Origin of the sequence: Pararhodospirillum oryzae (assembly GCF_007992075.1) — a bacterium.
In the GTDB taxonomy this organism is placed as follows: domain Bacteria; phylum Pseudomonadota; class Alphaproteobacteria; order Rhodospirillales; family Rhodospirillaceae; genus Pararhodospirillum; species Pararhodospirillum oryzae.
Window position 1 is genome coordinate 16,241 of sequence record NZ_BJZO01000020.1, and the last position, 25,730, is coordinate 41,970.

The following is a 25,730-nucleotide window of genomic DNA, read 5'->3' on the forward strand; positions in this document are numbered from 1 at the left end:
GGGTCTGAAAAAAAGGGACAAGAAGCGCCCCCGCGTCCGCGCGGAAGGTCGCTCCCGGGGGGCCTGTCGGTCATCACGGGGCGGCCGGGAAGGCCCGTCCCCGGAATCATCACGGGCGTTACGGCCCCGATCAGGGCCGCCACGCCCGTTGCTGTTGAAGAACGGCATAATCATCAATACTTTGGGTGATGGCTTGCGCCAGCTTGGACCGGTAGGCGACGGTGCGCAAGAGCTTTTCATCCGCGGCGTTGGACAAGAACCCCATTTCGATCAGAACCGAAGGCACGTCCGGGGCCTTGAGCACCGCGAAACCGGCCGATCGCAAGGGCTTGTACAGCCGGCGCACGTCGCCCGGCAGGTTGCGCAGCAAGGTGGTGGCGAACAGGGCCGAGTTGTTCATGGTGGCGCGCTGGGCCAGGTCGATCAGAATCGTGGCCACGTCCGGCGACTGCTGGGACAAGTCGGCGCTGAGCAGGATGTCGGCCTTGTTTTCGCGGTCGGCCAGGGCGGCGGCCTCGGCGTCGGACGCGGTTTCCGAAAGGGTGTAGACCGAAAGACCGCGCACGCCAGGATCGTGCATGGCGTCGGCGTGCAACGAAATGAACAGGTCGCCCTCGGCCTGGCGCCCCAGGGCCACCCGCTCGCGCAGCTGGACGGCGGTGTCGTTCGAGCGCGTGAGCACGACCCGGTAACGCCCGGTTTCCTCCAGCATCTTGCGCAGCTCGCGCGCCATGGTCAGCGTGATTTCCTTTTCGTACAGGCCATCGGGGGCGATGGTCCCGGGATCGCGGCCGCCATGGCCGGGATCAAGCACGATCACCGGCCGGCGCCCCGGCTGGGCCGCCAGGGTGCGGGGCGGCTTGGAAGCGGGCACGGGCACCCGGCGCCCATCGGCCAGGCGCACCATCACCGGCCCCTCGCGCGAGACGACGGGCGAGGCGTCGCCCCCCGGGAACGGGGAACCGGCACCGCTCGCGGCGGCCGGCGCCCCGGCCGGAGGAACGGGCGCGGGGGGCGCCATCGACGCGGGCGGCGTGGACACCCCGGCCGGAGGCGCGGGGGTTGTCGTGTAGGTCGCCGGGATGGGCGTGGGGTCCGAGGCCGGTTCATACGAAACCATCGACGCCGTTGCCCCCGCCGCCCGACGCGGGCGCAGATCCACGGGTCCCGTCGTCGCCATCGGGGCCACGGGGCCCGTCGTCGCCATCGGGGCCACCGGGGCCACCGGGCCGGACCCGGCGCCCGCCGGCGCGCTCGGAGTGGGAAAAACCCCCGACGCGGACGCGAGCCCGCCCGAGGCCGGCTCGGCGGAAACCGGAGCCGACGCGGCCCGGGTCGACGGCGCCGGAGTCAGGGTTTGCGGCACCACCGGCGCGGGGACACGCCCGACGGTGGCCAGGAAGGCGTTCCGGTCCACCCCCGTCAGGTCCAAGACCAGGCGCCAGCCGTGACCGCCCTGCGGTTCAAGCAGAAAATCCTTGTCGACCACGGCCGGGCGGGCGAGATCGATCACGACCCGCGACAGGCCACTCTCGCCCGGACCGGTGCGCAGGGCCTTGATCACCCCCGCCCCGCGTGGCAAGGAGGCAGGGAAGGTGGTTTCGCTGAGGTCCAAGATCAGGCGCGGGGGATCGGCGACCGCGAAGGTCCGCCAGACCACCCGGTCGCTGAGGTCCATCACCACGCGGGTTGTCGCGCCGTGATCGCCCAGCCGCACGCCGGTCGCCTGCACCGCCGCCCGCGCCGCCCGGGGCACCAAGACCCCGGCCGCCAGGATCGGGGCGCTGCCCAACAACGCGCGGCGGCTAATTCCTGTGCGCCTGTGATCGCTCATCCCCGTTCACCCGACCTGACACTTCGTCGACGCCAACACCCACCATCATAGCCCCCTGTCCCCGGTATAGGGGAGAGGGAGCCCGCAATCAAGATTTCAATGCAAGAAAATCCCATTACCCTATGATTTAACACATTTTAACATTCTTCACCCCGTCTCCCTCCCCCCTCTTTTCCGGATTTTTTTCCGACCTCCGGACGACTCTGGCACAAGATGGTTGTGGAACGGCGAGGGGAACAGTATCCTAAGGGCGAGATTCCGTTGATGGGTCTTGTCCCCCCGGGATCGGCAGGCGCCGCCCGGGGGGCGGGGCGTACCCCGGGAGGGTGGTTTACCGCCGCTTTCCCGGCGGGAGCCTGGAGACACGATGGTGGTCCGGGCGGGTGTTTTGAAAGGACACGCGGAGGGGCATCCCTCCGAAGTCTTCGGGATGCCTTTTCCTTTCCCCATGGGCAAGGATGCGCCCCCGTCCCGATCCGTCAAGCGGTTTTGACAAACAGGTTTCATGTCGGCCGGGTCCCCCCGCGCCGGATGAAGGAAACGCTTGAGCGGGAATGGCGAATCTAGCGGCGCGACAGCAGTGGGTGACGAATGGAGGAAACGGCCGCGAGGCCGTGGCCCGGTCGTATCCCCATGAGCGCCGCGCGATCGCCGCCCACCCGAACCTCCCCCACTCGTTTTCCCCCTTCCCGTCCGGCCCCGGCCGGACAACGGGAGGAAGAAGACGTGCCCGTGGAGAGCGCTCGCGGGAGTCGCTTGTGCCCTTGATCCACTCATCCGGCCCGGACGAGATCCGCCGATCCCGACAGATCGACCGGCTTCTGGCGCAAGGACGCCTGAAAGTCCCGGTCCCGCGGAGACGTCTTCCGAATGACCAAACGCATGCTTATCGACGCCAACCACCCCGAGGAAACTCGGGTCGTGGTCATGGACGGAACTCGTCTTGACGAATTCGACGTCGAGACCTCCACCAAGAAGCAGATCAAGGGCAATATCTATCTCGCCAAGATCGTTCGGGTCGAACCTTCCCTTCAGGCCGCTTTCGTGGATTACGGCGGCAACCGCCACGGGTTCCTGGCGTTCAACGAAATTCACCCCGACTACTACCAGATTCCGGTCGCGGATCGCGAACGCCTGATCGCGGAGCAGGCGGCGCAGGCAGCCGCCGACGCGGCCGACGACGACGAGGACGAAGACGGCCTCGATACCACGGTCGAGGACGCCGAGGAGCCGCCGCCGCCCCGGCAGCGCGCCCGCCCCGCCCGCTCCTACAAGATCCAAGACGTGATCAAGCGCCGGCAGATCGTGCTGGTTCAGGTCGTGAAGGAAGAGCGCGGCAACAAGGGCGCGGCGCTCACCACCTACCTGTCCCTGGCGGGCCGGTATTGCGTGTTCATGCCCAACACGACGCGCGGCGGCGGCGTGTCGCGCAAGATCACCAGCGCGACCGACCGCAAGCGGCTGAAGGCGATCATGAGCGAGCTGACCGGTCCCCGGGGCAGCGCCATCATCCTGCGCACCGCCGGTTCGGAGCGCTCCAAGGCCGAGATCAAGCGCGACCACGATTACCTGCTGCGCACCTGGGAGACCATCCGCACCACCACCCTGGCCTCGTGCGCGCCGTGCCTGATCCACGAGGAAGGCAGCCTGATCAAGCGGGCCATCCGGGATATTTACTCCCGCGACATCGAGGAAGTTCTGGTCGAGGGCGAGGCGGGCTACCGCATGGCCAAGGACTTCATGCGCATGCTGACGCCGTCCCATGCCAAGCGGGTCCAGCCCTACAAGGACGAATCCATGCCGCTCTTCCACCGTTTCCAGGTGGAAAGCCAGATGGATTCAATGCTCTCGCCCATCGCCCAACTGAAATCGGGCGGCTATCTGGTGATCAACCAGACGGAAGCGCTGGTGGCCATCGATGTCAACTCGGGCCGCTCGACCCGCGAACGCAACATCGAGGAGACGGCCTACAAGACGAACCTGGAAGCGGCCGACGAGATCGCCCGCCAGCTTCGCTTGCGCGACCTGTCGGGGCTGATCGTCATCGACTTCATCGACATGGACGACCCCAAGTACAACGCCGCCGTCGAACGCCGCATGAAGGAGGCGTTGCGCAGCGACCGGGCGCGGATCCAGATCGGGCGCATCAGTGCCTTTGGCCTGCTTGAAATGTCGCGTCAGCGCCTGCGCCCCAGTCTGATGGAAACCAGCTTCCAGCCCTGCCCGCACTGCCGGGGCGCCGGCGTGGTGCGCTCGGTGGAATCGACGGCGATTCATATCCTGCGCATCATCGAGGAAGAAGGCGTGCGCCGCCGCTCGTCGGAAGTGACGGTTTTCGTGCCCACGGCGGTGGCGCTCTACATCCTGAACCACAAGCGCGACGCGCTGGCGGCGATGGAACAGCGCTATGACTTCCAGGTTCTGCTGCAAGGCGACGACAGCCTGATCGTGCCCGACCACCGCATGGAGCGGGTGAAGGCGGAAACGCCGCGCCGGGAAAGCCAGCCGACCCCGGAAACCATCGAAAGCGCCGAGGATATTGAAATCGACGCCGCCCTGGCGGCGGCCGAGGAGGAAGCCCTGGCGGTGGATGACACCGATCAGGCCGACGGCGCCCTTGCCGACGGCGAGAACGGCGACGGCGACGACCTGGACGCCGACGGCTCCGGCCGCAAGCGCCGGCGGCGGCGGCGGCGGCGGCGCAAGGACCAGGAGAACGACTCGGCTCCCCGGACGGACGACGCCAGCGACGAGGACGCGGAGGGCGACGACGAGGCCCTGGGCCGCGGGGAGGACGACGAGGAAACCGGCGAGCCGGGCGAAACGACCGGCCAGCCGGCCGAGGCCGGACCGGGCGGCGACCTGGGCGACGGCCTGGGCGATGGGGGCCGGGATGGCGAGCGGCGGCGCTCGCGGCGGCGGCGCTCGCGCCGGCGTGAGCGCCCGGTGCGCGACGACCTGCCGGCGGCGGCCCTGGTCGATGCCGACAGCGCCGAGGACGTGATCGGCCTGCCCGAGGAAGAAACGGCGCCGGCCGGGGGGGCTGCGGCTCCCGAGTGGCGGGGCGACGAGGAGCCGTTTGAAACGCCCGCCGAGGCGGCCCAGGACACGCGCGTCGAGGGCGCGACCTGGGAGCAGGCGGCGCAAGCCCCGGCCGACGAGGGCCTGGCGCCGGCCAGCGACGCGTTCGCCGGCGAGGAACCGGTCGAGATGGCCTCCCCCGCGTCGTCCGTGAGCGAAGACGAGGCGTCCGAGGCCGAGACGCCGGCCGATCCCGCCACCTCCGAAGAAACCGCGCACGCGGACGAGGCACCGGCGACGGAAGAGCCGGCCCCCGAGGCGGTGGACCCGGTCGAGACGGGCCACGAGGCGCCGGACGCCCGCGAGGCGGAGAGCCCGGCCCCCGTGTCGGACGCCGGGCCGGATCTTGCCCTGGCCTCGCCTGACCAGCCGGCCGTGCCCGTGGAATCGGCTGAACCGGCGCCCCCGGCCGATGAGCCGGCCGAACCGGTCGAACCGGTCGAACCGGTCGAACCGGTCGAACCGGTTGAACCGGCCGCCGGGGCGCCGGCGGTGGACGAGCCTCCCGCCACGCCGGCCGCGCCCGAACCGCGACGGGTGGGCTGGTGGACCCGTCTGGTTGCCTCGTCGTGATGCAAGACGGCCCCCGGGGTGCAATCCCCGGGGGCCGGTGCCGGCTCTCGCGCGGTGGTCCCTTGTCTTCGCCCCTTGAAAGGCAGTCTTTTATTTTCCCCTGGGGATGTTGCGCGGAGAGAAGCCATGGGAGTCGTGCCGCGTTTTCTCGTCGCGGTCCTGGTGGGGCTGTCGTGCGCCGGATGCGGCCCCCTTTATCAAACCCGCTACACGTTTGAATCCCCGGACACGGCCGAAGGACGGCTGTGCGCCAGCCAGTGCGTGATGTGGCAGCAAACCTGTCTGCTGACCTGCCAGCAGGAAACAACGCGCTGCCAGGAACGCGAACGGGACGACGCGCGCCGCGACTATCGGGCCTATGTCCGGGAACGGGAAAGCAAGGGCCTGAAGATCAAACGCACGGAAAGCTCGTTTTACAACGCGGGACACTGCGCGAATTCGGCATGCGCCGACCAGTGCGCGGCCGTTCATCGCCAGTGCCACGAGACCTGCGGCGGAACCGTCAGCACCACGCAAGCATGCGTTGCTTTCTGTGACCAGGCCCCCCCGGTTCCTCCGGCCCTCCCCGCCACGGCGGCGCCGAAACCGCCTCCCAAAGCCCCCGACGCTCCCCCTTCGACCTGCCAGCCGGGGCGGCACGCCGAGGTTTTGTGGGAAGGCAACTGGTACCCGGCGCGGATCCTGGGCCAGGGAACCGGCGCCAGGGGATGCCGGATCCACTACGAAGGATACGAGAGCAAGGACGACGAAACGGTTCCCCTGGGGCGCATCCGCTATCCAGGCTGACGCGAAACCCGAAAAGAGAACGTCCCTTTTCCGAGTCTCGCGCCAAGGGGGGCGCCCCCTCGCGGCGCGCTCCCGTCCTTTTTTTTCCGTGCCCGTGGTTCCGGGAAACACTCGCTGGTTTCCCGCGCTCCGCCTCAGGCGGCGCGCACGGCGAACAGAATGTAGTTCATGCTGACGTCCTGGGTCTTGCTCCACTCGTCGAGCAGCGGATTCCAGGTCATGCCCGCCACATCGCGGGTTTCCAGGCCCGCCCGGCGCAGGCCGGTGGTCAGTTCCGACGGCTTCATGAACTTGCGCCAGTCGTGGGTGCCGCGCGGCAGCCAGCGCAGGACATATTCGGCGGCGTACTTGGCAAGCGCCAGGGATTTCAAGGTGCGGTTCAAGGTGGCGGCGACCACGGCCCCGCCCGGACGCACCAGGGTGCCGATCGACTCCAAGAACAGATCGACGTCGGCGACGTGCTCGACCACTTCCAAGGTCAGGACGGCGTCGAACACCTGGCCCTCGCGCACCAGGTCCTCGGGCGTGGCCTGACGGTAGGTAACCGGCACGCCCGAGCGCTCGGCATGCACGCGCGCGGTGCCAATGTTACGTTCGGCCGCATCGATCCCGATCACCTCGAAGCCCAGGCGGGCCAGGGGCTCGCTCACCAGGCCGCCGCCACAGCCGATATCGAGAAGGCGCAGCCCCTCGAACGGACGTTCGACATCAAGCGAACGGCCAAAATGAGCCGCCATGTGATCGCTGATATACGCAATGCGCAGGGGATTGAACTTGTGCAGGGGCTTGAACTTGCCCTCCGGATCCCACCAGGCATCGGCCATTGCGCTGAATTTGGCCAGTTCCGCCGGCGAGGCAGTGCTGGGACTGCTGGACGTCATCGGGGTTCTCTCCCTTTGATTATGGACGGACCGTCGCGTAAAACAACCCGGTCCGCGTTCGAATGCCTTGTACGGTTGCCTTCCCTTTCGCGGACCAGCAGGGGCGCAACAGGGGTTGGCGCGTATCCCCGCTTGCGGGGCCCGGCCGGCTGCTTTACTACACGGCGCGGAACCGGGGAGCAACCGGACGCAACAGACGAGCAACCGTCGGAAGTGGGGAATACGGCACGCCATGGCGCGCATCGTGATGAAGTTTGGCGGCACCTCGGTGGGCGACATCGAGCGGATCCGCAACGTGGCCCGACGGGTGAAGACCGAGGTCGACGCGGGCAATCAGGTGGCGGTGGTGGTTTCGGCCATGTCGGGCGAAACCAACCGCCTGGTCGGCTATTGCGACGCCATGGCCGAGCTGTACGACACCCGTGAATACGACACCGTGGTCGCGACGGGCGAGCAGGTCACCATTGGCCTGCTGGCGCTGGCCTTGCAAACCATTGGCGTCGATGCCCGCTCGTGGACGGGCTGGCAGATCCCCATCCGCACCGACGACGCCCATGGCAAGGCCCGCATCTTGTCGATTGACACCACCATCTTGAACGAACGCCTGGCCCTGGGGCAGGTGGCGGTGGTGGCGGGCTTCCAGGGCCTGGGCCAGGACAACCGGATCACCACCTTGGGCCGGGGCGGCTCGGATACGTCGGCGGTGGCGCTGGCGGCCGCGCTCAAGGCCGATCGCTGCGACATTTACACGGATGTGGACGGGGTTTATACGACGGACCCGCGCATCGTGCCCCGCGCGCGCAAGCTCGACCGGATCACCTACGAGGAAATGCTGGAGCAGGCCTCGCTGGGCGCGAAGGTCTTGCAAACGCGCTCGGTCGAGATGGCCATGAAGCACAAGGTCCGGCTTCAGGTTCTGTCTAGTTTCGTGGATATGCCGGGAACCCTGGTCTGTGACGAGGACGAAATCGTGGAAAAAGAACTGGTCAGCGGGATCGCCTACAGTCGCGACGAGGCCAAGGTAACCTTGATGGCCGTGGCCGACCGGCCGGGCGTGGCGGCGCGCATTTTCGGCCCGCTGGCCGACAACAACATCAATGTCGACATGATCGTTCAGAACATCTCGGCGGATGGCAAGGCGACCGACGTCACCTTCACGCTGCCGCGCGGCGATCTGTCGCGCGCCCTCCGGGTGCTGGAAGCCCAGCAGGACGCCATCGGATACCAACGGTTGATTTCCGACAAGGGTGTGGTCAAGGTGTCGGTGATCGGCGTGGGCATGCGCAGTCATGCCGGCGTGGCCCAGACCATGTTCTCGGCGCTGTCGGAGAAGGGGATCAATATCCAGGTCATCTCCACCAGCGAGATCAAGGTCTCGGTTCTGATCGCCGAGGAATACATGGAATTGGCGGTGCGGGCCTTGCACACCGCCTATGGTCTGGACGCGGCGTAAGGCCGCCCACGCCCCAAGGGCGCACGCGGAGAACACCCATGAAGGACGCGACCGAGCAGATGACCCTGACCGACGGCGAGGAGGCCGCCCTGTGGGGCCGCGACCGCCTTGACGAGCTGTGGGCGCGCGGCTGCGCCTTCCTGGGCAGCGATGTCGCCATTCTGGGCGGCGCCATGTCGTGGATTTCCGAGCGCCACCTGGTCGCCGCCCTTTCGGGGGCCGGCGGCTTTGGCGTGCTGGCCGCGGGCTCGATGCCGCCCGAGCGCCTGGCCGAGGAGATCGAGGCCACCCGCGCCCTGATGGCGGCGCGCGGCCGACAACGCACGTTTGGCGTGAACCTGATCACCATGCATTCCCAGCTGGACGCGCTGATCGACGTGTGCCGGGAAATGAAGGTGTCGCACGTGGTCCTGGCCGGTGGCCTGCCTTCGGCGGCGTCGATTCGCAAGGTCAAGGACGGTGGCGCGCGCTGCGTGTGCTTCTCGCCGGCGCTGGCGCTGGCGCGCAAGCTGGTGCGGGCCGGGGCCGATGCCCTGGTCATCGAAGGCGCCGAGGCCGGGGGCCACATCGGCCCGGTGTCGACCACGGTGCTGGCCCAGGAAATCCTGCCCCAGGTGCGCGACGTGCCGATTTTCGTGGCCGGCGGCATCGGGCGCGGCGAAGCCATTGTCTCTTTCCTCGAAATGGGCGCGGCCGGCGTGCAGCTGGGCACCCGCTTCGTGTGCGCGAGCGAGTGCATCGCCCACCCCGCGTTCAAGAAAGCCTTTCTCCGCGCGAGTGCCCGCGACGCCGTGCCGACCGTGCAGGTCGATCCGCGTTTCCCGGTCATCCCGGTGCGCGCGCTTTCCAACAAGGGCACGGCGGATTTCGTGGAAACCCAGCGCCAGGTCATTGATCGTTATCAACGAGGGGAAATCGACCAGAAATCGGCTCAGCTGGAGATCGAACATTTCTGGGCCGGTGCCTTGCGCCGCGCGGTGATCGACGGCGACGTGGAAACCGGCTCGCTGATGGCCGGCCAAAGCGTCGGGCTCGTCACGCGCGAGCAACCCGTGGCCGAGATCCTCGACGAACTCGTGACCCAGGCCGTGGCTTCCCTGGCCCGGCGCGCCCCTCAATCCACTCCATTCTGACCCCCAAGGGGGAATTCAAAAACCATGTCGTTGCGCGATCCCAATGCGCGCAGCCTGCTGGGACGCCTGCGCGACGTCATGGCCGGCGGCGGGTCACCCCAGGACCGCCTGGACCGGGTGACCGCCCTCATCGCAAAAGGGATGGGAACCGATGTCTGCTCGTGCTACGTGCTGCGAGCCGGCGAGGTCCTGGAACTGTTCGCGACCGAGGGTCTGACCCAGTCGGCGGTGCATCACACCCGGCTGCGGGTGGGCGAAGGCCTGATCGGCGAGATCGCGGCCATCGCCCAGCCGTTGCGGGTTAGCGACGCCTGGGCGCACCCGCGTTTTGTCTATCGCCCGGAAACGGGCGAGGATGTGTACAAGTCGCTGATGGGCGTGCCCCTGGTTCACGGGGGGCGGGTCATTGGCGTGCTCGCGGTGCAAAACCGCGAGGGCCGCGAATACCGGGAGATCGAACAGGAATCCCTGGAAACCGTGGCCATGGTCCTGGCCGAGCTGCTGGCCGGGGCGGGCCTGATCCCGCGCGAGGAACTGGGGCCGGCCTCGGGCAACGCGGTGCTGCCGCTGCGCCTGGAAGGGACCAGCCTCAACCCGGGCATCGGCCTGGGCACCGCCGTCTATCATCAGCCCGAGGTGCACGTCACCACGCTGCTGGCCGACGACCCCGAGCGGGAGTTGGCCCGGCTGCGCGCGGCCATGGACGAAATGCGCGAGGCGCTCGACGCCCTGCTCGCCATCACCGCCACCGCGCCCAGTGAATCGCGCGACGTGTTGCGAACCTTCCGCATGTTCGCCGACGATACCGGATGGATCAACCGCATCAGCGAGCACATCCAGGCCGGCCTGTCGGCGGAAGCGGCGGTGCGCAAGGTCGATAACGACATGCGGCTGCGCCTGTCGCAGGTGTCGGATCCCTACATCCGCGAACGACTCCACGACCTGGAAGACCTGGCCAACCGCCTGCTGCGCCACCTGACCGGCGAGCGGGGGACGGCGGCCAAGGGCGACTTGCCCGACCATGTGATCTTGATCTGCCGGACCCTGGGCCCGGCCGAGCTGCTGGACTACGACCCGGAGCGTCTGCGCGGCGTGATCCTGGAGGAAGGCAGCCCGGGCATGCACGCGGTGATCGTGGCCAAGGCCCTGGATATTCCGGTGATCGGCCGCCTGCCCGGCGTGTTCCAGCGCATCGCGCCCCTGGACCCGGTGGTGGTAGACGGGGATCACGGCCAGGTGTTCGTGCGCCCGGGCGAGGACGTGCGCGAGGCCGTGATGCGCGGCATTCACGAGCGCAAGCGCCGCCGGGCGGAGTATGACCGCCTGCGCGACCTGCCCGCCGAAACCCAGGACGGCGTGCGCGTGCGCCTGATGATCAACGCCGGCTTGATGATGGACATGGAGAACCTGGGCGCGACCGGGGCCGACGGGGTGGGGTTGTACCGCACCGAAATCCCCTTCATGGCGCGGCCCAGCCTGCCTTCCGTGGAAAGCCAGACCTCGTTGTATGGCAAGGTGCTGGCGCTCGCGGGCGACCGGCCCGTGGTGTTTCGCACCATCGACGTGGGGGGCGACAAGCTGCTGCCCTATTGGCAGAGCCAGCCGGAGGACAACCCGGCGCTGGGCTGGCGCTCGGCGCGGATCACCTTGGATCGTCCGGCCATCTTGCGCCAGCAGTTGCGGGCCTTGCTGCGCGCCGCCTCGGGCCGGGCGCTCGATGTCATGTTCCCGATGATCGCCACGGTATCAGAATACCGAACCGCCCGTCATGCCCTGGAGCTGGAACTGGCGCGCGAACGCGAGCGGGGCACGCCGCCCCCGGCCTCGATCCGGGTGGGAACCATGCTGGAAGTGCCCTCGCTGCTGTGGCACCTGCCCGCCCTGGTGCAAGAGCCGATCGATTTCATCTCGGTGGGCAGCAACGATCTCTTCCAGTTCACCTTTGCCGCCGATCGGGGCAACCCCCGGGTGGCCAGCCGCTACGACCCGCTGTCGCCGCCGGTGCTTTCGATGCTGCGCCATCTCGTGGAGGTCTGCGACGCGGCCGGCAAGCCGCTGTCGTTGTGCGGCGAAATGGCGTCGCGCCCCCTGGACGCCCTGGTGCTGGTGGCCCTGGGCTTTCGCACCTTGTCGCTGGCCGCGCCCGGCATGGGGCCGGTCAAGCGGGCGCTGCGCTCGGTCGACATCGGCCGGCTGCGCCCGTTTGTCCTGGGTCTGAGCACCCTGCCCCACGCCTCGGTGCGTGACCGGCTGGCCGCTTTCGCCCGCGATAACGGGTTCTTGCTGGACTGATCCCGGCCCGTCGTCGTCCATTCAGGGCGATCGGGTGAAGCCCTGGATGCCCTTGGAAGAGGGTTCCTCAACGCCGCGACGGCGGCCGCGCGGCTTGTGTCGCGCGCGGCAGGCGCACGGAGTGCGCGCCAGACGCTTGAGGGCCTCGAAAAAACGCCGGGGCAATCGGTTCACCCGATTGCCCCGGTCGTCCATTGCTTGACGATTGGGCCGGATACTCCGACATTATAGGGGCTTTGCGGTGCCTCGCGGGGACCGCACGCCATGGGCGCCGGCAACGGGCCCCATGCGGAGTCGCTCAAGACGACACCTTCGTCGATTGCAGATGAGGACACCCATGACCAGACTGTCCGTGTTCAACAGCCCCCTGCTTTTGGGGTTTGACCACTTCGAAAGGGTCATTGACCGGGTTTCAAAGAACCAGGCCGAGGGCTATCCGCCGTACAATATCGAGCAGATCGGGGAAACGGCCCTGCGGATCACGCTCGCCGTGGCAGGATTCGCCGAAAGCGATCTCACGGTGTCGGTGGAGGATAACCAGCTTGTCATTCGCGGTCGCCGGCAAAACGACGACGGCGAACGGATTTACCTGCATCGCGGTATTGCGTCGCGCCAGTTCCAGCGGGCGTTCGTGCTGGCCGAAGGAATCGAAATCACGGCCGCCACCTTGGAAAATGGTTTGTTGCATATCGATCTGGAACGGCCCGTGCCCGAGCCCAAGGTGCGCCACATTCCCATTGGCGCCAAGAACGCCTCGGCCGGCGCTTCCGGTCCGCAAACCATCGACGTCGCCCCGCGTGAGGGCCGTTGAGACTCCGCCCCCCGCCGAATGCCGGGATGAAGGAGAAAAACAATGGATACCGCCAAAGACCGTTCCCTCGCCGACCTTGCTCCGACCCCCGTTGACGTGACCGAGCTGGCCGCGCTGGGCTTGAACGTGGTTGCCTATGTCCGGGACCTGGATCCCGCGACCGAACCCGCGTTGCCCGGCATGCAGCCGGGCGGTTTCGCCATCCACGCGGCCAATGGCCAGCGCATCGGCTGGGCGCCCAGCCGGGATCTGGCCGTGCAGGCCATCCGTCAGCACGAAATGGAACCGGTCGCGATTCACTGACCCCGCCCAGGCTCCTCGACCCGGAAGGCCTCCCAGGGATCCCTGGCCGGGTTCGGGACCTCGCAAGCCTAGCAGGGCTCGTCTCCCGGGCCCTCGTTTCCCGAGGCCAAGGCGCGCCGCCCGTCTTGGGGCCAGTGCGGCGCGCGCCGGGATCCGCCGGGCGGGCAGCCCCTTGCCGAGGCCCCCGCTCCTGCCGGCTGTTTAGTCTTCCTGGGACGAGCCCAGGCGTTCGATCACCCGCATCATCTGCGCGCGGGCTTCCTGGGCCACGTGATCAAGGCCCGGGTTGTCGATGACGTGCATGGCCGCGAAGGGATCGATGGCCGAAATCTGGATTTCTCCTCCCTCGACTTCCCGAATCGCCACGTTGTAGGGCAGCATCAGGCCGCTCAGGGGCTCTTCGTGGATATCGCGCAGCATGAAGCCGGGATTGCACGCTCCCAAGATCACATACGGCGCGAGATCGGCATCCAGCGCCTTCTTGACCATGGCGCTTGCGTCAATGGTGCTGATGACCTGGAAGTCGTTGTCGGCCAGGGCGGCCCTGGCGTCGGCAACCGCCTGGTCGAAGCCGCCGGAACCAGCGTACCGGGTGGAAATATGATAGGTCATGGGTGTTCAGGCCCCTTGCACAGGAAATACCACGCCCAAGGATAGGGGCTTGTCCGGGGCCATGCCAAGGGATTTCGCGGGCCGCTCTTATTCCAAATTCACGCCGCACGTCCTTGTCAAACAACTGTCATCCCTTCGGGATGGGTGTCAAACAAGTGTCACCCCTCCGGGATGGTCCTTGCCGGCACACTTTGCCTGGCATGTCCGGACAGCCGGCTGCCCGACCTCTTTTCCCGGAGAACAAGACCATGACGTTTTCCTACCTTGTGGTTTCCCTGGGCCGGCGCGGGGCGCTGGGCCTGGGGGCGGCCCTCGCCGGCCTGGTCCTGGGCGGCACCGGCAAGGCCCAGGCCGCCAGCGGCGCGGTTTCCAGCGGGCGCTGGGTGTGCACCAACAACGACTGCGACCCGTTCATCTACGATCCCAATGTGGGCGACCCCGACAACCTGGCCAGCCCGGGCCACCCCATTCCCCCCGGCGTGCGCTTCGAGGATCTGCCGGAAACCTGGAAATGCCCGTTGTGCGGATCTCCCAAAAGCTGGTTTCGCCCCACCACCCGCTGACGACCGCCCCGGCTCCGGTCCAGGCCGGGGCGGCCCTGCCTCAGGCCGCGCGCAAGGTGGCCAGGAAGCGATCCACCTGAAGACGCAAGGTCTTGTTGTGACCCGCCAGGGCTTCGGCGGCGGCGGCGATGGCCGCGGCCGAAGCCCCGGTTTCACGCACCCCGACCTGAACCCCGGCCACGGCGTGGCTGACCGCGCTGGTGCCGCCACTGGCTTCTTGGATATTGCGGGCGATTTCGTCGGTGGCCGCGCCTTGCTGGCCCACGGCGACGGCGATATCGGCGCTCAGCCCTCCCACCCGTTCAACGGTGCCGGCGATCTGGCGCATGGCGGCGACCACCTCCAAGGTGACCTGGCGCATGGCCCCGATCTGGCTGGTGATGTCGGCGGTGGCCCGCTGGGTCTGGCTGGCCAGGGTCTTGACCTCGCCCGCGACCACGGCGAACCCCTTGCCCGCCTCGCCAGCCCGGGCCGCCTCGATGGTGGCGTTGAGGGCGAGCAGATTGGTCTGGGCCGCGATGCCATCGATCAGGTGGACGACGCTGCCGATCCGCTCCGCCATCTCGGCCAGGGAATCGACGCACTGGTTGGTGCGGGCCGCTTCCTCGGCCGCCTGCCGGGATACCCGGGCGCTTTCCGCCACCCGACGCGCGATTTCCTGAATCGACGCCGCCAGTTCCTCGGCGGCGCCGGCCACGGTCTGGACGTTGGCGCTGGCCTGCAAGGCGGCGGCGGAAACGGTCCCCGCCTCGCGCCCGCCCCGGTCGGCCGCGTCCGTCAACGTGGAGGCCGAGGTGTGCAAGGTGTCGGCCGCCGCCCCGATCGAGGCCACCACCGAGGCCACCTCGTGTTCCAGGGTTTCGCCCATGCCCATCAGAAGCTGGCGCCGCGTGGCCTCGGCTTCCACCCGCTCGGCGTCGCGCTGGGCCTTGATCTGCTCGGCCTCGCGCAGCCGCTGGCGGAAGATTTCCAGCCCCCGGGCCAGGGCCCCCAGGTCGTCGCGACGAAGCCCGCCGGCGACGGGGGTGTCCAGCCGTCCCTCGGCCAGATCCTCGGTCGCCCGGCCAAGGGCGCGCAGGTTGTTGAGAATGCTCCGGCGCAGCACGATGACGATCAGCGCGCACAAGGCCAGCGTGGCCCCGGCGACGCCGAGAAGAACCTGGAACCGGCGAACCTGATCGCCGATGTGGGCGTCGGTCAGGGCATGAAGACGCGCGCTCAAGGCATCCTCGATCGCCTTCATGGCGTCGATGCGCGCGCTGGTCGCCGCGAACCAGTCGGAGGCGCCCAGGCCTTTGAAGATCCCGATCAGGCCGCCCTTGTAAATGGTCTCGCGCATGGCCGCCACCGGCTCCAGGGCCGCGCCCTCGACCGTCTCGTCGAAGCGCTTCACGATGTCGGCCGGCGCCAGGGCGCGAAACGACGCGAACAGCCCGTCTTGCGCCGCGCCCAGGGCGATCAGCCGCCGGTGGATGTCGGGGTCGAAGCGGCCGGCGGCCAGACCCTGGGCACCGGTCGCGCGTTCGCGCCCCGCCATCTCCTTGGCCCGGGCGAACACCTCGCTGGTGGCGACCAGGCCCCGCAGATCGCCTTCGGTCGCCAACGCGCCCAGGGCGCCCGTGGCCCCCATCAGGGTTTCAATGATGGTGGTGTAATAGGCGAAACTCTCGGCCGGCTTCAGCGAAAGATCGTGAATGGCGGCGCGGGTCCGCTGGCGTTCGTCCAGCAGGGTTTCCCCCTCGCGCAGGGCGGCCACGGCCGGCGTATGCCCGGCCACCCCTTGCGCGAGGGCCGTGAGCGCGTCCGAGAACGCGCTCACGGCCTCCTCGGTCAGGTGTTGCTGGGTGGCCATCTCCTCGCCGAAACGGGTTCCGTGCCCGCCCAGGAACAAGGCGCTGGCGCCGCGTTCCTTTTGCAGTTCGTGGACCAGGGCGCTGGCACGGGTTTCCGTTTCGATGATCGCCCGCACCTGCTGACTTTGGAGCATGTCCTGGCGTTGCTGCCAGACATCGTATGTTAGAATGGATAATAAAGCCGTAAGGGGTATAAGGGCAACAACCCAAAGACTAACACCCAGCGGCAAGAGTTGCAAAAACCGCCGTATCATAAGAACCCCCGGACTAAAGGATATATCGCCATTTGCACTCTGGCATTTGTTTGTTTCCTCATATCATATTTTATTCTTTATTCAAACGACCTTTCGATGTATCAACAATTTTATGTAATACAAGGGACGGAGGCTTTCACTGTTCTTCATCGGGGCTCCTCCTTCTTGCGCCTGGGAACCTGCCCAAGCGCCCCATTTTCAAGGCTCTTTTGCCTCCGATAAAGATTGCGATCAAGTCGCATTCGCGATATAACCCCGGCAGGTTTCAGGGACTTTTCCTCGCTCCTCTTCCCTTGCTCCCTCCTTGGAAGGAAGGCCCGCATGACTCCGCTGCACGCCCGGCCCTTGCCGCCCACCCCTGCCCTTCGCGTGTCCCCGGGCCTTGCGCCTGCCCGGCCCGCCCGTCTTCTGGTCGAGGCCGCCCGGACGTGGGCGCGGACTCCCGATGGCCGGGGAGGATTCGAGCCGGCACTGGCCCGGCAGGTGTGCGCGGCCGGACTGGGCAGCCTGCTGCCCGCGCTGGATGGCCTGATGGTGATCATCGCCGTGCACGCGCCAGCGCCGCTTGCCCTGGGGGCGCCGGGGTCGGAACCGACCACCTCGGATGCCCGCCTGCTCGTGGCGGCCTTGAACGGACTGGTCACCACGGGCGAGTCCGGCGGGCCGGCCATCGACCGCCTGGCCTTGCGCCTGGGAGCCCGGGGAGGCGCCCTGGCGCGGGCCTGCCTGGCCCGGCTGGCCCAGGCGCTTCCGGCCCCGGCGGTGCGCATGGTGTGGCCGTCGGCCGATGCGACGCAGGCGGCCGTTTTTCCGGAAGCAACGGAAGAGAAAGCCTTGGGCTCCTCCGGCGAACGGCGGTCCTGTCGCGCATTTTTTCCGTCTTTAGAGGCGCACTAACCCTTTTTTCTCGTCCCAAGGGACGGGATGTCTTCAAGACTTCCCCAAAGCTTCATCAAAGGGACGTTTTTGACCTTTGAACGGGTGGCGATACTGCCGGCGCGGCCTTCCCTGACGCCACGGGGGGGCTGGGAAGAAGGATCCCGCGCCCGGCCATCCGGTCGGTGGCGGGGTTTGTCTTGATGTCTTCCCAAAATTTCCTTTCGGACGAGGTTTCCATGACCCAGAATCCCCCCGAAGGCCTGTCGCCCGCCGTGGGCGCGCCGGGCGAGGCTGATTATTCCAACCCCTCGGTCACCACGACCCTGGGCGATCTCATTGCCGCCCGGCTTGGTGGGCTGGCCCAGGCGCCGGTCGGCCGGCGCGATGCCCTGCGCGGCCTTGGCGCCCTTTCGGCGCTGGCCGCCCTGCCCGCCGCCGCCACCGGCCTGGTGGGCGCGGCTTCCAAGGCCCACGCGGCGGGCTCCGCCAGCCCGTCCACCCTGACCTTCGCCGAAATCCCCCACATCCTGGACGCCACCACCCACGTGGCCGAGGGCTACAACGCCCAGGTGCTGATCCGCTGGGGCGATCCCGTCCTGCCCGGCGCGCCGGCCTTCGATCCCAACGCCCTGAAGGCCGCCGACCAGCTCAAGCAGTTCGGCTACAACAACGACTTCCTGGGCTATTTCCCGCTGGAGCGCGGCTCCAACACCTCGACCCATGGCCTGCTGACCATCAATCACGAATACGTGGACCGCAAGCTGATGTGGTCGGGCCAGGACCCCGACGCCATCGACACCCAGACCAAGGAGCAGATCGATTACGAGATGGCCGCCCACGGCCATTCGGTGATCGAGGTCAAGAAGGACGGCGACACCTGGAGCGTGGTTCCCGACAGCCGCTACGCCCGCCGCTTCTCGGCCCTGGAAACCGAGTTCACGCTTTCGGGCCCGGCCGCGGGGCACAAGCGCCTGCGCACCAGCGCCGATCCGACCGGCACCAAGGTGATCGGCACGGTCAACAACTGCGCGGGCGGCGTCACCCCCTGGGGCACGGTGCTGATCGCCGAGGAAAACTTTGACCGCTATTTCATGGGCGAAAGCCTGCCGGCGGCCGAAGAGCAGAACTACAAGCGCCTGGGCATCAAGAAGCCGGATTACGGCTGGTACCGTTTCCATCCGCGTTTCGACACCGCCAGGGAGCCCAACGAGGCCAACCGCTTTGGCTGGATGATCGAGATCGATCCCTACGATCCGACCTCGACCCCGATCAAGCGCACCGCCCTGGGCCGCTTCAAGCACGAAGGCGCCAACGTCATTGTCAACCACGACGGCCGCCTGGCCGTGTACGCCGGCGACGACGAGCGCTTCGAGTTCCTGTACAAATTCCTGACCAAGAACAAGGTGGATCTGGCCAATCCGGCCAACAACAAGCACCTGCTCGACGAAGGCACGCTGTACGTCGCTCGCTTCAAGGACGATGGCACCATGGCGTGGCTGCCCCTGGTTCATGGCCACGGCCCGCTGACCGCCGCCAACGGCTTTAACAGCCAGGCCGACGTGCTGATTGAAACCCGCCGCGCCGCCACCTTGCTGGGCGCCACCCCGATGGACCGCCCGGAGGACGTGGAGCCCAACCCGGTCACCGGCTCGATTTTCGTGGTGCTGACCAACAACACCAAGCGCAAGCCCGATCAGGTGGACGCCGCCAACCCGCGTCCGGCCAACGAGCACGGCCATATCCTGGAAATCATCCCCCCCGGCGGCAAGGGCGCCCAGGCCCGCCACGAAGCCGAAACCGCGACCTGGATGATTTTCCTGCTGGCCGGCAACCCCGCCAAGCCCGAGGACGGCGCCCGCTACCACCCGGCGACCACCGAAGCCGGCTGGCTGTCGTGCCCCGACAACATCGCCTTCGACCCCAAGGGCCGCATCTGGATCGCCACCGACGGCGCCACCAAGGCCGGGATCGCCGATGGCATCTGGGCCTCGGACGTGGAAGGCGACGGTCGCGCCCTGACCCGTCACTTCTTCGCCACCCCCACGGGGGCCGAGATGTGCGGGCCCTTCCTGACCCCGGACGGCACCACCTTCTTCTGCTGTGTCCAGCACCCGGGCGACGACAAGGACAGCACCTTCGACAAGCCGTCCACCCGCTGGCCCGACTTCAAGGACGGCATGCCGCCCCGCCCGTCGGTGGTGGCCATCACCCGCAAGGGTGGCGGCGAAATCGGCCAGTAAGTTAGCCTGCCCCTGATCCCCACCTGGGAAGGGGCCTGGAGACCACCGTCCCCAGGCCCCTTCCCTTCCTGTTCAGCCCCGCGGCTCTTCCAGCGGATAGGTGGCCCAAGGCTCGTAATGGGGCCCCTCGCGGCCCAGGTGGCTGGAAAACAAGGTAAAGGAGTCGGCGACAAACGTGCCGCCCACCAGAAGGCTGGCCCCTTCGATGAAAGCCTGCAACCGCTCCTCGTGCGGGCGGGTCAGGCGGGCCAGGGTGATGTGCGGGGAAAACTGGCGCGCGTCGCCGGCAATGCCCAGGGGCCGCAAGCTGGCGTCGATGCGCCCCTTGAGGCCGGCCAGGGCGGGCCCGGGCTCCACCCCCGCCCATAACGTATGCCTGCGCGCCCCCTTGCCGAACACGCCAAGGTCCCGCAGGCGCACCGGCACCGGTGACCAGCGCACGCCCAGCAAGGCGGCGTCGATCTCGCGCGCCAAGCCTTCCTCGACCTCGCCCAGGAAGCGCAGCGTCAGGTGCAGGCTTTCGGGGGGCATCCAGCGCACCCCGGGGATCCCCCGCCCGAGGTCGGCCAGGCTTCCCCGCACGCTCTGCGGCGGAACCAGGGCCACGAACAGGCGGATCATCGCCCCTCCTCCACCCGATCCAGCAGGGTTTCAACCGCCGGCAGGATGCGGGCCACGACCTCGTCCACGCCTTGGGCGTTCGGATGCATGCCGTCGGCCTGGTTCAAGGCCGGGTTCAGCGCCACGCCTTCCAGGAAAAAGGGGTAGAACACCACGTCGTGGTCCGCCGCCAGTTGGGGATACACCGCGTCGAAAACCTGGGCGTACTCGCGGCCCATGTTGGGGGGCGCCTTCATCCCGGCCAGCAAAACCGCCACCCCGTGGTCGCGCAGTGTCCGCAAGATGCGATCCAGGTTCGTTCTGGTGGCCACCGGGTCCAGGCCGCGCAGGCCATCGTTGGCCCCCAGTTCCACGATCATCGCCTGGGGTTCGTCGCCCAGCACCCAATCCAGCCGCGCAAGCCCCCCGGCCGAGGTATCCCCCGAGACGCCGGCATTGACCACCCGCACCGCGTGCCCTTTCTCGGCCAGGGCCCGGCCCAGGCGGGCGGGAAAGGCCTCGTCGGCCGGCAGGCCATAGCCGGCGGTCAGACTGTCGCCCAGCACGCTCAGCACCACCGGCGCCCCCCCCGCCCCCGCCCCGGGATCGGCGTGGGCCCGCCCGCCCCCAAGGGCTGCCAGTATCACCGCCAGGGCCAGCCCTCCGGCGCGCGCCCCTCGCGCGGCTTGGCAGACGAGGCCTTTTCCCCCATATCGGGGCAGGATGCGACACGGACCGGGCAAGGAAACAGGCATGGAAGACTCCTGGCATGACACGGCCCCCCTTCAGCTTGAAGGGGTTCACCTCAGCCTGAAAGGTCCGGCGGGCGAGGTCAACATCCTGAAGGGCGTGAGCTTCCAGGCCGCGCCGGGCGAAAGCGTGGGCGTGGTCGGGCCCAGCGGATCGGGCAAGACCTCCCTTCTGATGCTGTGCGCCGGGCTGGAGCGCGCGACCCGGGGATCCGTGCGCCTGGCCGGCCACGACCTGGGCCCCTTGTCCGAGGACGCGCTGGCCCGCCTGCGCCGCGATCACCTGGGCATCGTGTTCCAGTCCTTTCACCTGATCGCGACCATGACCGCGCTGGAAAACGTGGCCCTGCCCCTGGAGCTGTCCGGGCGGCCCGATGCGTTCGACCGCGCCCGCGACGCCCTGGCCGCCGTCGGCCTGGGTCCCCGCCTGGACCACCGCCCGGGGCAGCTTTCGGGAGGCGAGCAGCAGCGCGTCGCCCTGGCCCGGGCCTTTGTCATCAACCCCCGCGTCTTGCTGGCCGACGAACCCACCGGCAACCTGGATGGCGACACCGGAGCCCTGATCATGTCCTTGCTTTTTGATTTGCACGCGCGTTCGGGCACCACCTTGGTCCTGGTCACCCACGACATGGCCCTGGCCCAACGCTGCCAGCGGGTTGTTACCTTGCGCGACGGCCAGATCCAGGACGACACGCGGGCCCTGGCGGGAGCCGGCGCATGAACGCCCCCGATCCCCGCCCCGCCCGCTTCGAGGCCAACCGGGCCCAGGCCTACGACGACACCATTGCCCGCGCCCTGCCCGGCTACGCGCTGATCCACGACATGGCCGCCGTGCTGATGAAGGTCCTGTTGCCGGCCGGGGCCCGGGTGCTGGTGATCGGGGCCGGCACCGGCACCGATATCCTGCGCCTGGGCCAGGATAACCCGGGCTGGCGGTTCCTGGGGGTTGATCCCTCGCCCGACATGCTGGCGGTCGCCCGCCAGCGGGTGGCCACCGTGCCCGGCCTGGAAGAGCGGGTGGACTGGCACGCGGGTGCGCTCGACACCCTGGCCGCCGACACCCCCGCCCACGACGGCGCCTTGTCGGTGCTGGTCAGCCATTTCCTGCCCGACACGCCCTCGGGCAAGGCGGCCCTGCTGGGCCATGCCGCCCGCTTCCTGCGCCCGGGCGCCCCCCTGATGCTGGCCGACTTCCTGCCCCCCGGCCCCGACCTGCCCGACGCGGCCCTGATGGAAGCGGCGTGGGTGGCCTGGCAGCGCGAACGCGGCATCGAAGACGACGCGATCATGCGCGGGCTCTCCCACGCCCGGCGCGCCATTCACCCCATCGGGCCCGAACGCCTGGGCGCCTTGCTGACCGACGCCGGCTTCACCCCCCCGGTCCGGGTGATGCAGGCCTTGCATGTGCACGGCTGGCTCACCCGCAAGCGGGAGGACGCATGACCAAGCCCTTGCGCCTGCCCCTGTCCACCCGCCTTGCGCTGCGCGACCTGCGCGGTGGGCTGGGCAGCTTTCGCCTGTTCCTGGCCTGCTTGTTCCTGGGGATCCTGACCCTGGCCGGGGCGGGGTCCTTCGACCGCGCGGTGAAGGCCGGGCTGGCCGACAACGCCCGCACCCTGCTGGGGGGCGATCTGGCGGTGCGGCTTTTGCACCGCCTGCCCACCGACGCCGAACAGGCATCCCTGGATGCCCTGGGCCCCACCACCCGCGTGGCCGAGCTGCGCACCATGGCCCGCCCGGAGGCCGACGCCACGCGCCGCGTCCTGGTGCAGCTGAAGGCCGTGGACCCCGCCTATCCCCTGGTGGGTACCTTGACCGTGCAAGGCCCCCTGACCCTGGCCCAGGCCCTGGCGGCGGTCCCGGGCGAGCCCCCGGGCGCCGTGGTGGCGCCCACCCTCGCCGCCCGGCTGGGGGTGGGGGTGGGGGACAGGCTGCGGATCGGCGACGCGACCGTGGTTTTGCGCGCCTTCATCGCCCACGAACCCGATGCCCTGGCCGGCGCCTTCCAGATGGGCCCGCGCGTGATGATCGCGGCCGACACCCTGGCCCAAACCGGCCTGATCCGCCCGGGCAGCCTGGTGGAATACACCACCTTGATCCGCCTGCCCCAAGGGATCTCGCCCGCAACCGCCAAGGCCACCTTGACCCGGGCCCACCCCGAAGCCGGCTGGCGCATCCGGGGGCCGGACGAGGCTTCGACCGGCGTGCAATCGTTCCTGGACCGTTTGGTGCTGTTCCTGGTTCTGGTCGGCCTTGCCACCTTGCTGGTGGGGGGGATCGGGGTGGCCAACGCCATCACCGCCCACCTGGAGGGCCGCCGCCCCACCCTTGCCATCCTGAAAAGCGTGGGCGCCTCCTCGGGGCTGGTCTACCGGGTGGTGCTGACCCAGGTGGCCCTGATGACCGGGCTGGCGCTGGCCCTGGGGCTGGGGCTGGGGGCCGCCCTGCCCGCGCTGGCGATCGAGGCGTTGGGGGACGCCCTGCCCCTGCCGGCCCGCGCCGGTGTCTATCCCGGCGCGCTGGCGCTCGCGGCCGGGTTTGGCATGCTCAGTGCCCTGCTGTTCACCTGGATTCCCCTGGCCCGCGCCCGGGCGCTGCCGGCGGCCTTCCTCCTGCGCCCCGGCGCCGAGGCCCTGCTTCCCCCACCCCTGCCCTGGCGTGACCGGGGGGCGGTTGCCCTCACCGCGCTGGCCCTGGTCGGGCTGGCCGTGGCCACCGCCAGCGATCCGCGCCTTGCCGGCTGGTTCGTGGCTGGCACCCTTGCCGCCTTCGCGCTGTTTCGAGGCGTGGCGGCCCTCTTGATGGCCGGCGTGCGTCGCCTGCCCCTGCCCGCCCGCCCCACCGCGCTGCGCCTGGGCCTCGCGGCCGTGGCCCGCCCCGGGGCCTCCACCCCCACCGTGGTGGTATCGTTGGGCCTGGGCCTGAGCGTGCTGGTCACCATCGCGGTGGTGGAACGCTCGCTCAACGCCCACATCGCCCAGGGCCTGCCCGAGCGCGCGCCGGGCTTTTTCCTGCTCGACATCCAGCCCGATCAGGTGGACCCGGTGCGCGCGGCGATCGAAACCAGCGCGCCCACGGCCACGCTCCAGATGGCCGACATGGTGCGCGGCCGCCTGCTGGCCGTGAACGGCGTGCCGATCAACGAAGAAACCGTTGCCCCCGATGCCCGTTGGGCGGTGCGGGGCGATCGGGGATTCACCACCGCCGCCACCTTGCCCACCGGCTCCACCCTGGTGCGGGGCGCGTGGTGGCCCGCCGACTACCAGGGCCCCCCCCTGTTCTCGGTGACCGAGGACATCGCCAGGGGCATGGCGTTGAAGCTGGGCGACACGATCACGGTCACCATCCTGGGCCGCGCCCTCACCGGCACCCTGGCCGCGACCCGGCGGGTGGACTGGACCAGCCTGGGCATGAACTTTGCCTTCGTGGTATCGCCCGGGGCCTTTGCCGGCGCGCCCCGCACCTGGATCGCCACCGTGCACGCCCCCGCCGCCGAGTTGGGCGCGATCGAGCAGGCGGTGGGGGGAGGCTTCAGCAACGTGTCGATCATCGACGTGCGCGAGGTGCTCGCCCAGGTGGGGGCGATCCTGGGCCAGGTCAGCCGGGCCGTGCAAGGCGCCGCCGCCCTCACCCTGGTCACGGGCGTTCTCGTGCTGGCGGGCGCCTTCGCCGCCACCCAGCGCCGGCGCCTGCGCGAGGCCGTGACCCTCAAGGTCCTGGGCGCGACCCGCCCCACCCTTGCCGCAGCCTTTGCCGTGGAATACGGGCTGATGGGCCTTGCCGCCGGCCTGATCGCCTCGGGCGTGGGCGTGGGCGCCGCCTGGGCGATCTTGCGTTTCGGCCTGTCCACGCCGCTGGTCGTGGCCCCGGGAGGGATCGCGGCCCTGGTGAGCCTCGCCCTCGTGCTCAGCCTCGCCACCGGCTTCGCCGGCACCGGCCGCGCCCTGGGCATCCGCGCCGCCCCCCTTCTGCGCGACGCGTAACCCGGCCCTGGCTTCCCCCCGCGTTGGGCTCATGGCCCTGCGGGGGGCGACAGGAGGCGCGCTCTCCCTCGCCCCGACGGTGGCCAACTGAAGGCAGCGGCGCCCGGCCTCCGTCGGTATCGGTATGATACTCCGCCGCACGGGTGTGGCGCAAGGCGACCAGACCCCGATGCGGCGTGTGCTTCCTATCCACGCCCCCGCACGGGGGGCGACTTGACCAGCGCCGTAAGCTGTGCGCCCTCATCCCCGTTTCTATCCACGCCCCCGCACGGGGGGCGACTGTCTACCGGCTGGTCTCCCAGGTGGGGGTAAACGTTTCTATCCACGCCCCCGCACGGGGGGCGACACCTCTCCGCCCTCGTCAAGGGGCAGGAGGTCGGGGTTTCTATCCACGCCCCCGCACGGGGGGCGACACGAGTGGGTGTCAGATCCGGCCAGGATCTGCCGGGTTTCTATCCACGCCCCCGCACGGGGGGCGACGTCGTTGGCATGGCGTATAGCGGCTCGGGGCATGGGTTTCTATCCACGCCCCCGCACGGGGGGCGACACGTCGTCCAGCTTCAGCTCGGCGCGCAGCTCGTCGTTTCTATCCACGCCCCCGCACGGGGGGCGACAGGTGCGGCCATTCTTACCCCTTTGAATAAGGACGTTTCTATCCACGCCCCCGCACGGGGGGCGACCCGACACATGCAAGCCGGCCCCGCCCGCATTGCTGTTTCTATCCACGCCCCCGCACGGGGGGCGACTTGCCGCGCTTTTGCAGTCTCCCTACGATCAACGTTTCTATCCACGCCCCCGCACGGGGGGCGACCGCGTGGCGCGAAGGCCACGACGCGCGGATTGGCCGTTT

At 68.9% G+C, this 25,730-nt stretch carries 19 protein-coding genes and 1 CRISPR repeat array; of the genes, 13 read left to right on the forward strand and 6 right to left on the reverse strand.

Annotated features, from left to right (window positions below):
* Positions 1-130: 130 nt before the first annotated feature.
* On the reverse strand, positions 131-1,834 hold the full coding sequence (locus ROR02_RS05175) for an N-acetylmuramoyl-L-alanine amidase (protein ID WP_147162951.1): 1,704 nt from the start codon (positions 1,832-1,834) through the stop codon (positions 131-133).
* A gap of 870 nt (positions 1,835-2,704) precedes the next feature.
* On the opposite strand from ROR02_RS05175, the gene ROR02_RS05180 reads away from it, so the two are divergent.
* Together ROR02_RS05180 and ROR02_RS05185 are read left to right on the forward strand one after the other, a co-directional pair.
* Complete coding sequence (locus ROR02_RS05180) at positions 2,705-5,488, forward strand: Rne/Rng family ribonuclease (RefSeq protein ID WP_147162952.1); 2,784 nt, start codon at positions 2,705-2,707, stop codon at positions 5,486-5,488.
* Between the two features lie 126 nt (positions 5,489-5,614).
* Positions 5,615-6,274, forward strand: coding sequence for an MBT domain-containing protein (locus ROR02_RS05185; protein ID WP_147162953.1), 660 nt, complete (start codon positions 5,615-5,617; stop codon positions 6,272-6,274).
* Positions 6,275-6,408: 134 nt separating this feature from the next.
* Here the strand turns inward: ROR02_RS05185 and ubiG are convergent, their stop codons facing one another.
* Positions 6,409-7,155, reverse strand: a complete 747-nt coding sequence (gene ubiG, locus ROR02_RS05190) for a bifunctional 2-polyprenyl-6-hydroxyphenol methylase/3-demethylubiquinol 3-O-methyltransferase UbiG (RefSeq protein ID WP_147162954.1) — start codon at positions 7,153-7,155, stop codon at positions 6,409-6,411.
* A gap of 232 nt (positions 7,156-7,387) precedes the next feature.
* Between ubiG and ROR02_RS05195 the strand changes: the two genes are divergently transcribed.
* From ROR02_RS05195 to ROR02_RS05215, 5 genes are all read left to right on the forward strand, one after another.
* Positions 7,388-8,608, forward strand: a complete 1,221-nt coding sequence (locus tag ROR02_RS05195; protein WP_147162955.1) for an aspartate kinase — start codon at positions 7,388-7,390, stop codon at positions 8,606-8,608.
* Positions 8,609-8,646: 38 nt separating this feature from the next.
* Positions 8,647-9,741, forward strand: coding sequence for an NAD(P)H-dependent flavin oxidoreductase (locus ROR02_RS05200; protein ID WP_170244971.1), 1,095 nt, complete (start codon positions 8,647-8,649; stop codon positions 9,739-9,741).
* Positions 9,742-9,765: 24 nt separating this feature from the next.
* Complete coding sequence (gene ptsP, locus ROR02_RS05205; protein ID WP_147162956.1) at positions 9,766-12,033, forward strand: phosphoenolpyruvate--protein phosphotransferase; 2,268 nt, start codon at positions 9,766-9,768, stop codon at positions 12,031-12,033.
* Between the two features lie 337 nt (positions 12,034-12,370).
* Positions 12,371-12,844, forward strand: coding sequence for an Hsp20 family protein (locus ROR02_RS05210; RefSeq protein WP_170244972.1), 474 nt, complete (start codon positions 12,371-12,373; stop codon positions 12,842-12,844).
* A 42-nt stretch (positions 12,845-12,886) separates the two neighbouring features.
* On the forward strand, positions 12,887-13,147 hold the full coding sequence (locus ROR02_RS05215; RefSeq protein ID WP_147162958.1) for a DUF1150 family protein: 261 nt from the start codon (positions 12,887-12,889) through the stop codon (positions 13,145-13,147).
* A gap of 201 nt (positions 13,148-13,348) precedes the next feature.
* Here the strand turns inward: ROR02_RS05215 and ROR02_RS05220 are convergent, their stop codons facing one another.
* Positions 13,349-13,759: a DUF302 domain-containing protein gene (locus ROR02_RS05220; protein ID WP_147162959.1), complete on the reverse strand. Its 411-nt coding sequence runs from the start codon at positions 13,757-13,759 to the stop codon at positions 13,349-13,351.
* Between the two features lie 248 nt (positions 13,760-14,007).
* Between ROR02_RS05220 and ROR02_RS17510 the strand changes: the two genes are divergently transcribed.
* Complete coding sequence (locus ROR02_RS17510; RefSeq protein WP_147162960.1) at positions 14,008-14,322, forward strand: rubredoxin; 315 nt, start codon at positions 14,008-14,010, stop codon at positions 14,320-14,322.
* Positions 14,323-14,362: 40 nt separating this feature from the next.
* On the opposite strand, the gene ROR02_RS05230 is transcribed toward ROR02_RS17510, so the two are convergent.
* Positions 14,363-16,309: a methyl-accepting chemotaxis protein gene (locus tag ROR02_RS05230; protein WP_170244973.1), complete on the reverse strand. Its 1,947-nt coding sequence runs from the start codon at positions 16,307-16,309 to the stop codon at positions 14,363-14,365.
* 441 nt (positions 16,310-16,750) lie between these two features.
* Between ROR02_RS05230 and ROR02_RS05235 the strand changes: the two genes are divergently transcribed.
* Together ROR02_RS05235 and ROR02_RS05240 are read left to right on the forward strand one after the other, a co-directional pair.
* Positions 16,751-17,326: a hypothetical protein gene (locus tag ROR02_RS05235; protein WP_147162962.1), complete on the forward strand. Its 576-nt coding sequence runs from the start codon at positions 16,751-16,753 to the stop codon at positions 17,324-17,326.
* A gap of 218 nt (positions 17,327-17,544) precedes the next feature.
* Entirely contained in the window at positions 17,545-19,548 is a 2,004-nt protein-coding gene (locus ROR02_RS05240) for a PhoX family protein (protein ID WP_147162963.1), read from the forward strand.
* Between the two features lie 72 nt (positions 19,549-19,620).
* Here ROR02_RS05240 and thpR read toward each other — a convergent pair whose 3' ends face one another.
* Positions 19,621-20,169 carry an RNA 2',3'-cyclic phosphodiesterase gene (gene thpR, locus ROR02_RS05245; protein WP_147162964.1) on the reverse strand — a complete coding sequence of 183 codons (549 nt, stop codon included), beginning with the start codon at positions 20,167-20,169 and terminating at the stop codon, positions 19,621-19,623.
* Positions 20,166-20,903: an arylesterase gene (locus ROR02_RS05250; RefSeq protein ID WP_147162965.1), complete on the reverse strand. Its 738-nt coding sequence runs from the start codon at positions 20,901-20,903 to the stop codon at positions 20,166-20,168. Before ROR02_RS05250 ends, thpR begins: the two co-directional genes overlap by 4 nt.
* Here ROR02_RS05250 and ROR02_RS05255 point away from each other — a divergent pair.
* Genes ROR02_RS05255 through ROR02_RS05265 form a run of 3 tightly spaced genes read left to right on the forward strand, consistent with a single transcriptional unit; the run spans position 20,902 to position 24,880 of the window.
* Complete coding sequence (locus ROR02_RS05255; protein WP_147162966.1) at positions 20,902-21,618, forward strand: ABC transporter ATP-binding protein; 717 nt, start codon at positions 20,902-20,904, stop codon at positions 21,616-21,618. The two genes, ROR02_RS05250 and ROR02_RS05255, sit on opposite strands and share 2 nt — an antisense overlap.
* On the forward strand, positions 21,615-22,340 hold the full coding sequence (locus tag ROR02_RS05260) for a class I SAM-dependent methyltransferase (protein ID WP_147162967.1): 726 nt from the start codon (positions 21,615-21,617) through the stop codon (positions 22,338-22,340). Before ROR02_RS05255 ends, ROR02_RS05260 begins: the two co-directional genes overlap by 4 nt.
* Entirely contained in the window at positions 22,337-24,880 is a 2,544-nt protein-coding gene (locus tag ROR02_RS05265; protein WP_147162968.1) for an ABC transporter permease, read from the forward strand. Before ROR02_RS05260 ends, ROR02_RS05265 begins: the two co-directional genes overlap by 4 nt.
* A gap of 181 nt (positions 24,881-25,061) precedes the next feature.
* A CRISPR array of direct repeats spans positions 25,062-25,691; the repeat unit is 32 nt; unit sequence GTTTCTATCCACGCCCCCGCACGGGGGGCGAC.
* Positions 25,692-25,730 lie beyond the last annotated feature (39 nt).

What these genes read in the sequence shown, in the direction of transcription:
- ROR02_RS05175 (WP_147162951.1), bottom strand. Translation starts at nt 1,834, where the DNA reads ATGAGCGATCACAGGCGCACAGGAATTAGCCGCCGCGCGTTGTTGGGC.
- ROR02_RS05180 (WP_147162952.1), top strand. Translation starts at nt 2,705, where the DNA reads ATGACCAAACGCATGCTTATCGACGCCAACCACCCCGAGGAAACTCGG.
- ROR02_RS05185 (WP_147162953.1), top strand. Translation starts at nt 5,615, where the DNA reads ATGGGAGTCGTGCCGCGTTTTCTCGTCGCGGTCCTGGTGGGGCTGTCG.
- ubiG (WP_147162954.1), bottom strand. Translation starts at nt 7,155, where the DNA reads ATGACGTCCAGCAGTCCCAGCACTGCCTCGCCGGCGGAACTGGCCAAA.
- ROR02_RS05195 (WP_147162955.1), top strand. Translation starts at nt 7,388, where the DNA reads ATGGCGCGCATCGTGATGAAGTTTGGCGGCACCTCGGTGGGCGACATC.
- ROR02_RS05200 (WP_170244971.1), top strand. Translation starts at nt 8,647, where the DNA reads ATGAAGGACGCGACCGAGCAGATGACCCTGACCGACGGCGAGGAGGCC.
- ptsP (WP_147162956.1), top strand. Translation starts at nt 9,766, where the DNA reads ATGTCGTTGCGCGATCCCAATGCGCGCAGCCTGCTGGGACGCCTGCGC.
- ROR02_RS05210 (WP_170244972.1), top strand. Translation starts at nt 12,371, where the DNA reads ATGACCAGACTGTCCGTGTTCAACAGCCCCCTGCTTTTGGGGTTTGAC.
- ROR02_RS05215 (WP_147162958.1), top strand. Translation starts at nt 12,887, where the DNA reads ATGGATACCGCCAAAGACCGTTCCCTCGCCGACCTTGCTCCGACCCCC.
- ROR02_RS05220 (WP_147162959.1), bottom strand. Translation starts at nt 13,759, where the DNA reads ATGACCTATCATATTTCCACCCGGTACGCTGGTTCCGGCGGCTTCGAC.
- ROR02_RS17510 (WP_147162960.1), top strand. Translation starts at nt 14,008, where the DNA reads ATGACGTTTTCCTACCTTGTGGTTTCCCTGGGCCGGCGCGGGGCGCTG.
- ROR02_RS05230 (WP_170244973.1), bottom strand. Translation starts at nt 16,309, where the DNA reads ATGCTCCAAAGTCAGCAGGTGCGGGCGATCATCGAAACGGAAACCCGT.
- ROR02_RS05235 (WP_147162962.1), top strand. Translation starts at nt 16,751, where the DNA reads ATGACTCCGCTGCACGCCCGGCCCTTGCCGCCCACCCCTGCCCTTCGC.
- ROR02_RS05240 (WP_147162963.1), top strand. Translation starts at nt 17,545, where the DNA reads ATGACCCAGAATCCCCCCGAAGGCCTGTCGCCCGCCGTGGGCGCGCCG.
- thpR (WP_147162964.1), bottom strand. Translation starts at nt 20,169, where the DNA reads ATGATCCGCCTGTTCGTGGCCCTGGTTCCGCCGCAGAGCGTGCGGGGA.
- ROR02_RS05255 (WP_147162966.1), top strand. Translation starts at nt 20,902, where the DNA reads ATGGAAGACTCCTGGCATGACACGGCCCCCCTTCAGCTTGAAGGGGTT.
- ROR02_RS05250 (WP_147162965.1), bottom strand. Translation starts at nt 20,903, where the DNA reads ATGCCTGTTTCCTTGCCCGGTCCGTGTCGCATCCTGCCCCGATATGGG.
- ROR02_RS05260 (WP_147162967.1), top strand. Translation starts at nt 21,615, where the DNA reads ATGAACGCCCCCGATCCCCGCCCCGCCCGCTTCGAGGCCAACCGGGCC.
- ROR02_RS05265 (WP_147162968.1), top strand. Translation starts at nt 22,337, where the DNA reads ATGACCAAGCCCTTGCGCCTGCCCCTGTCCACCCGCCTTGCGCTGCGC.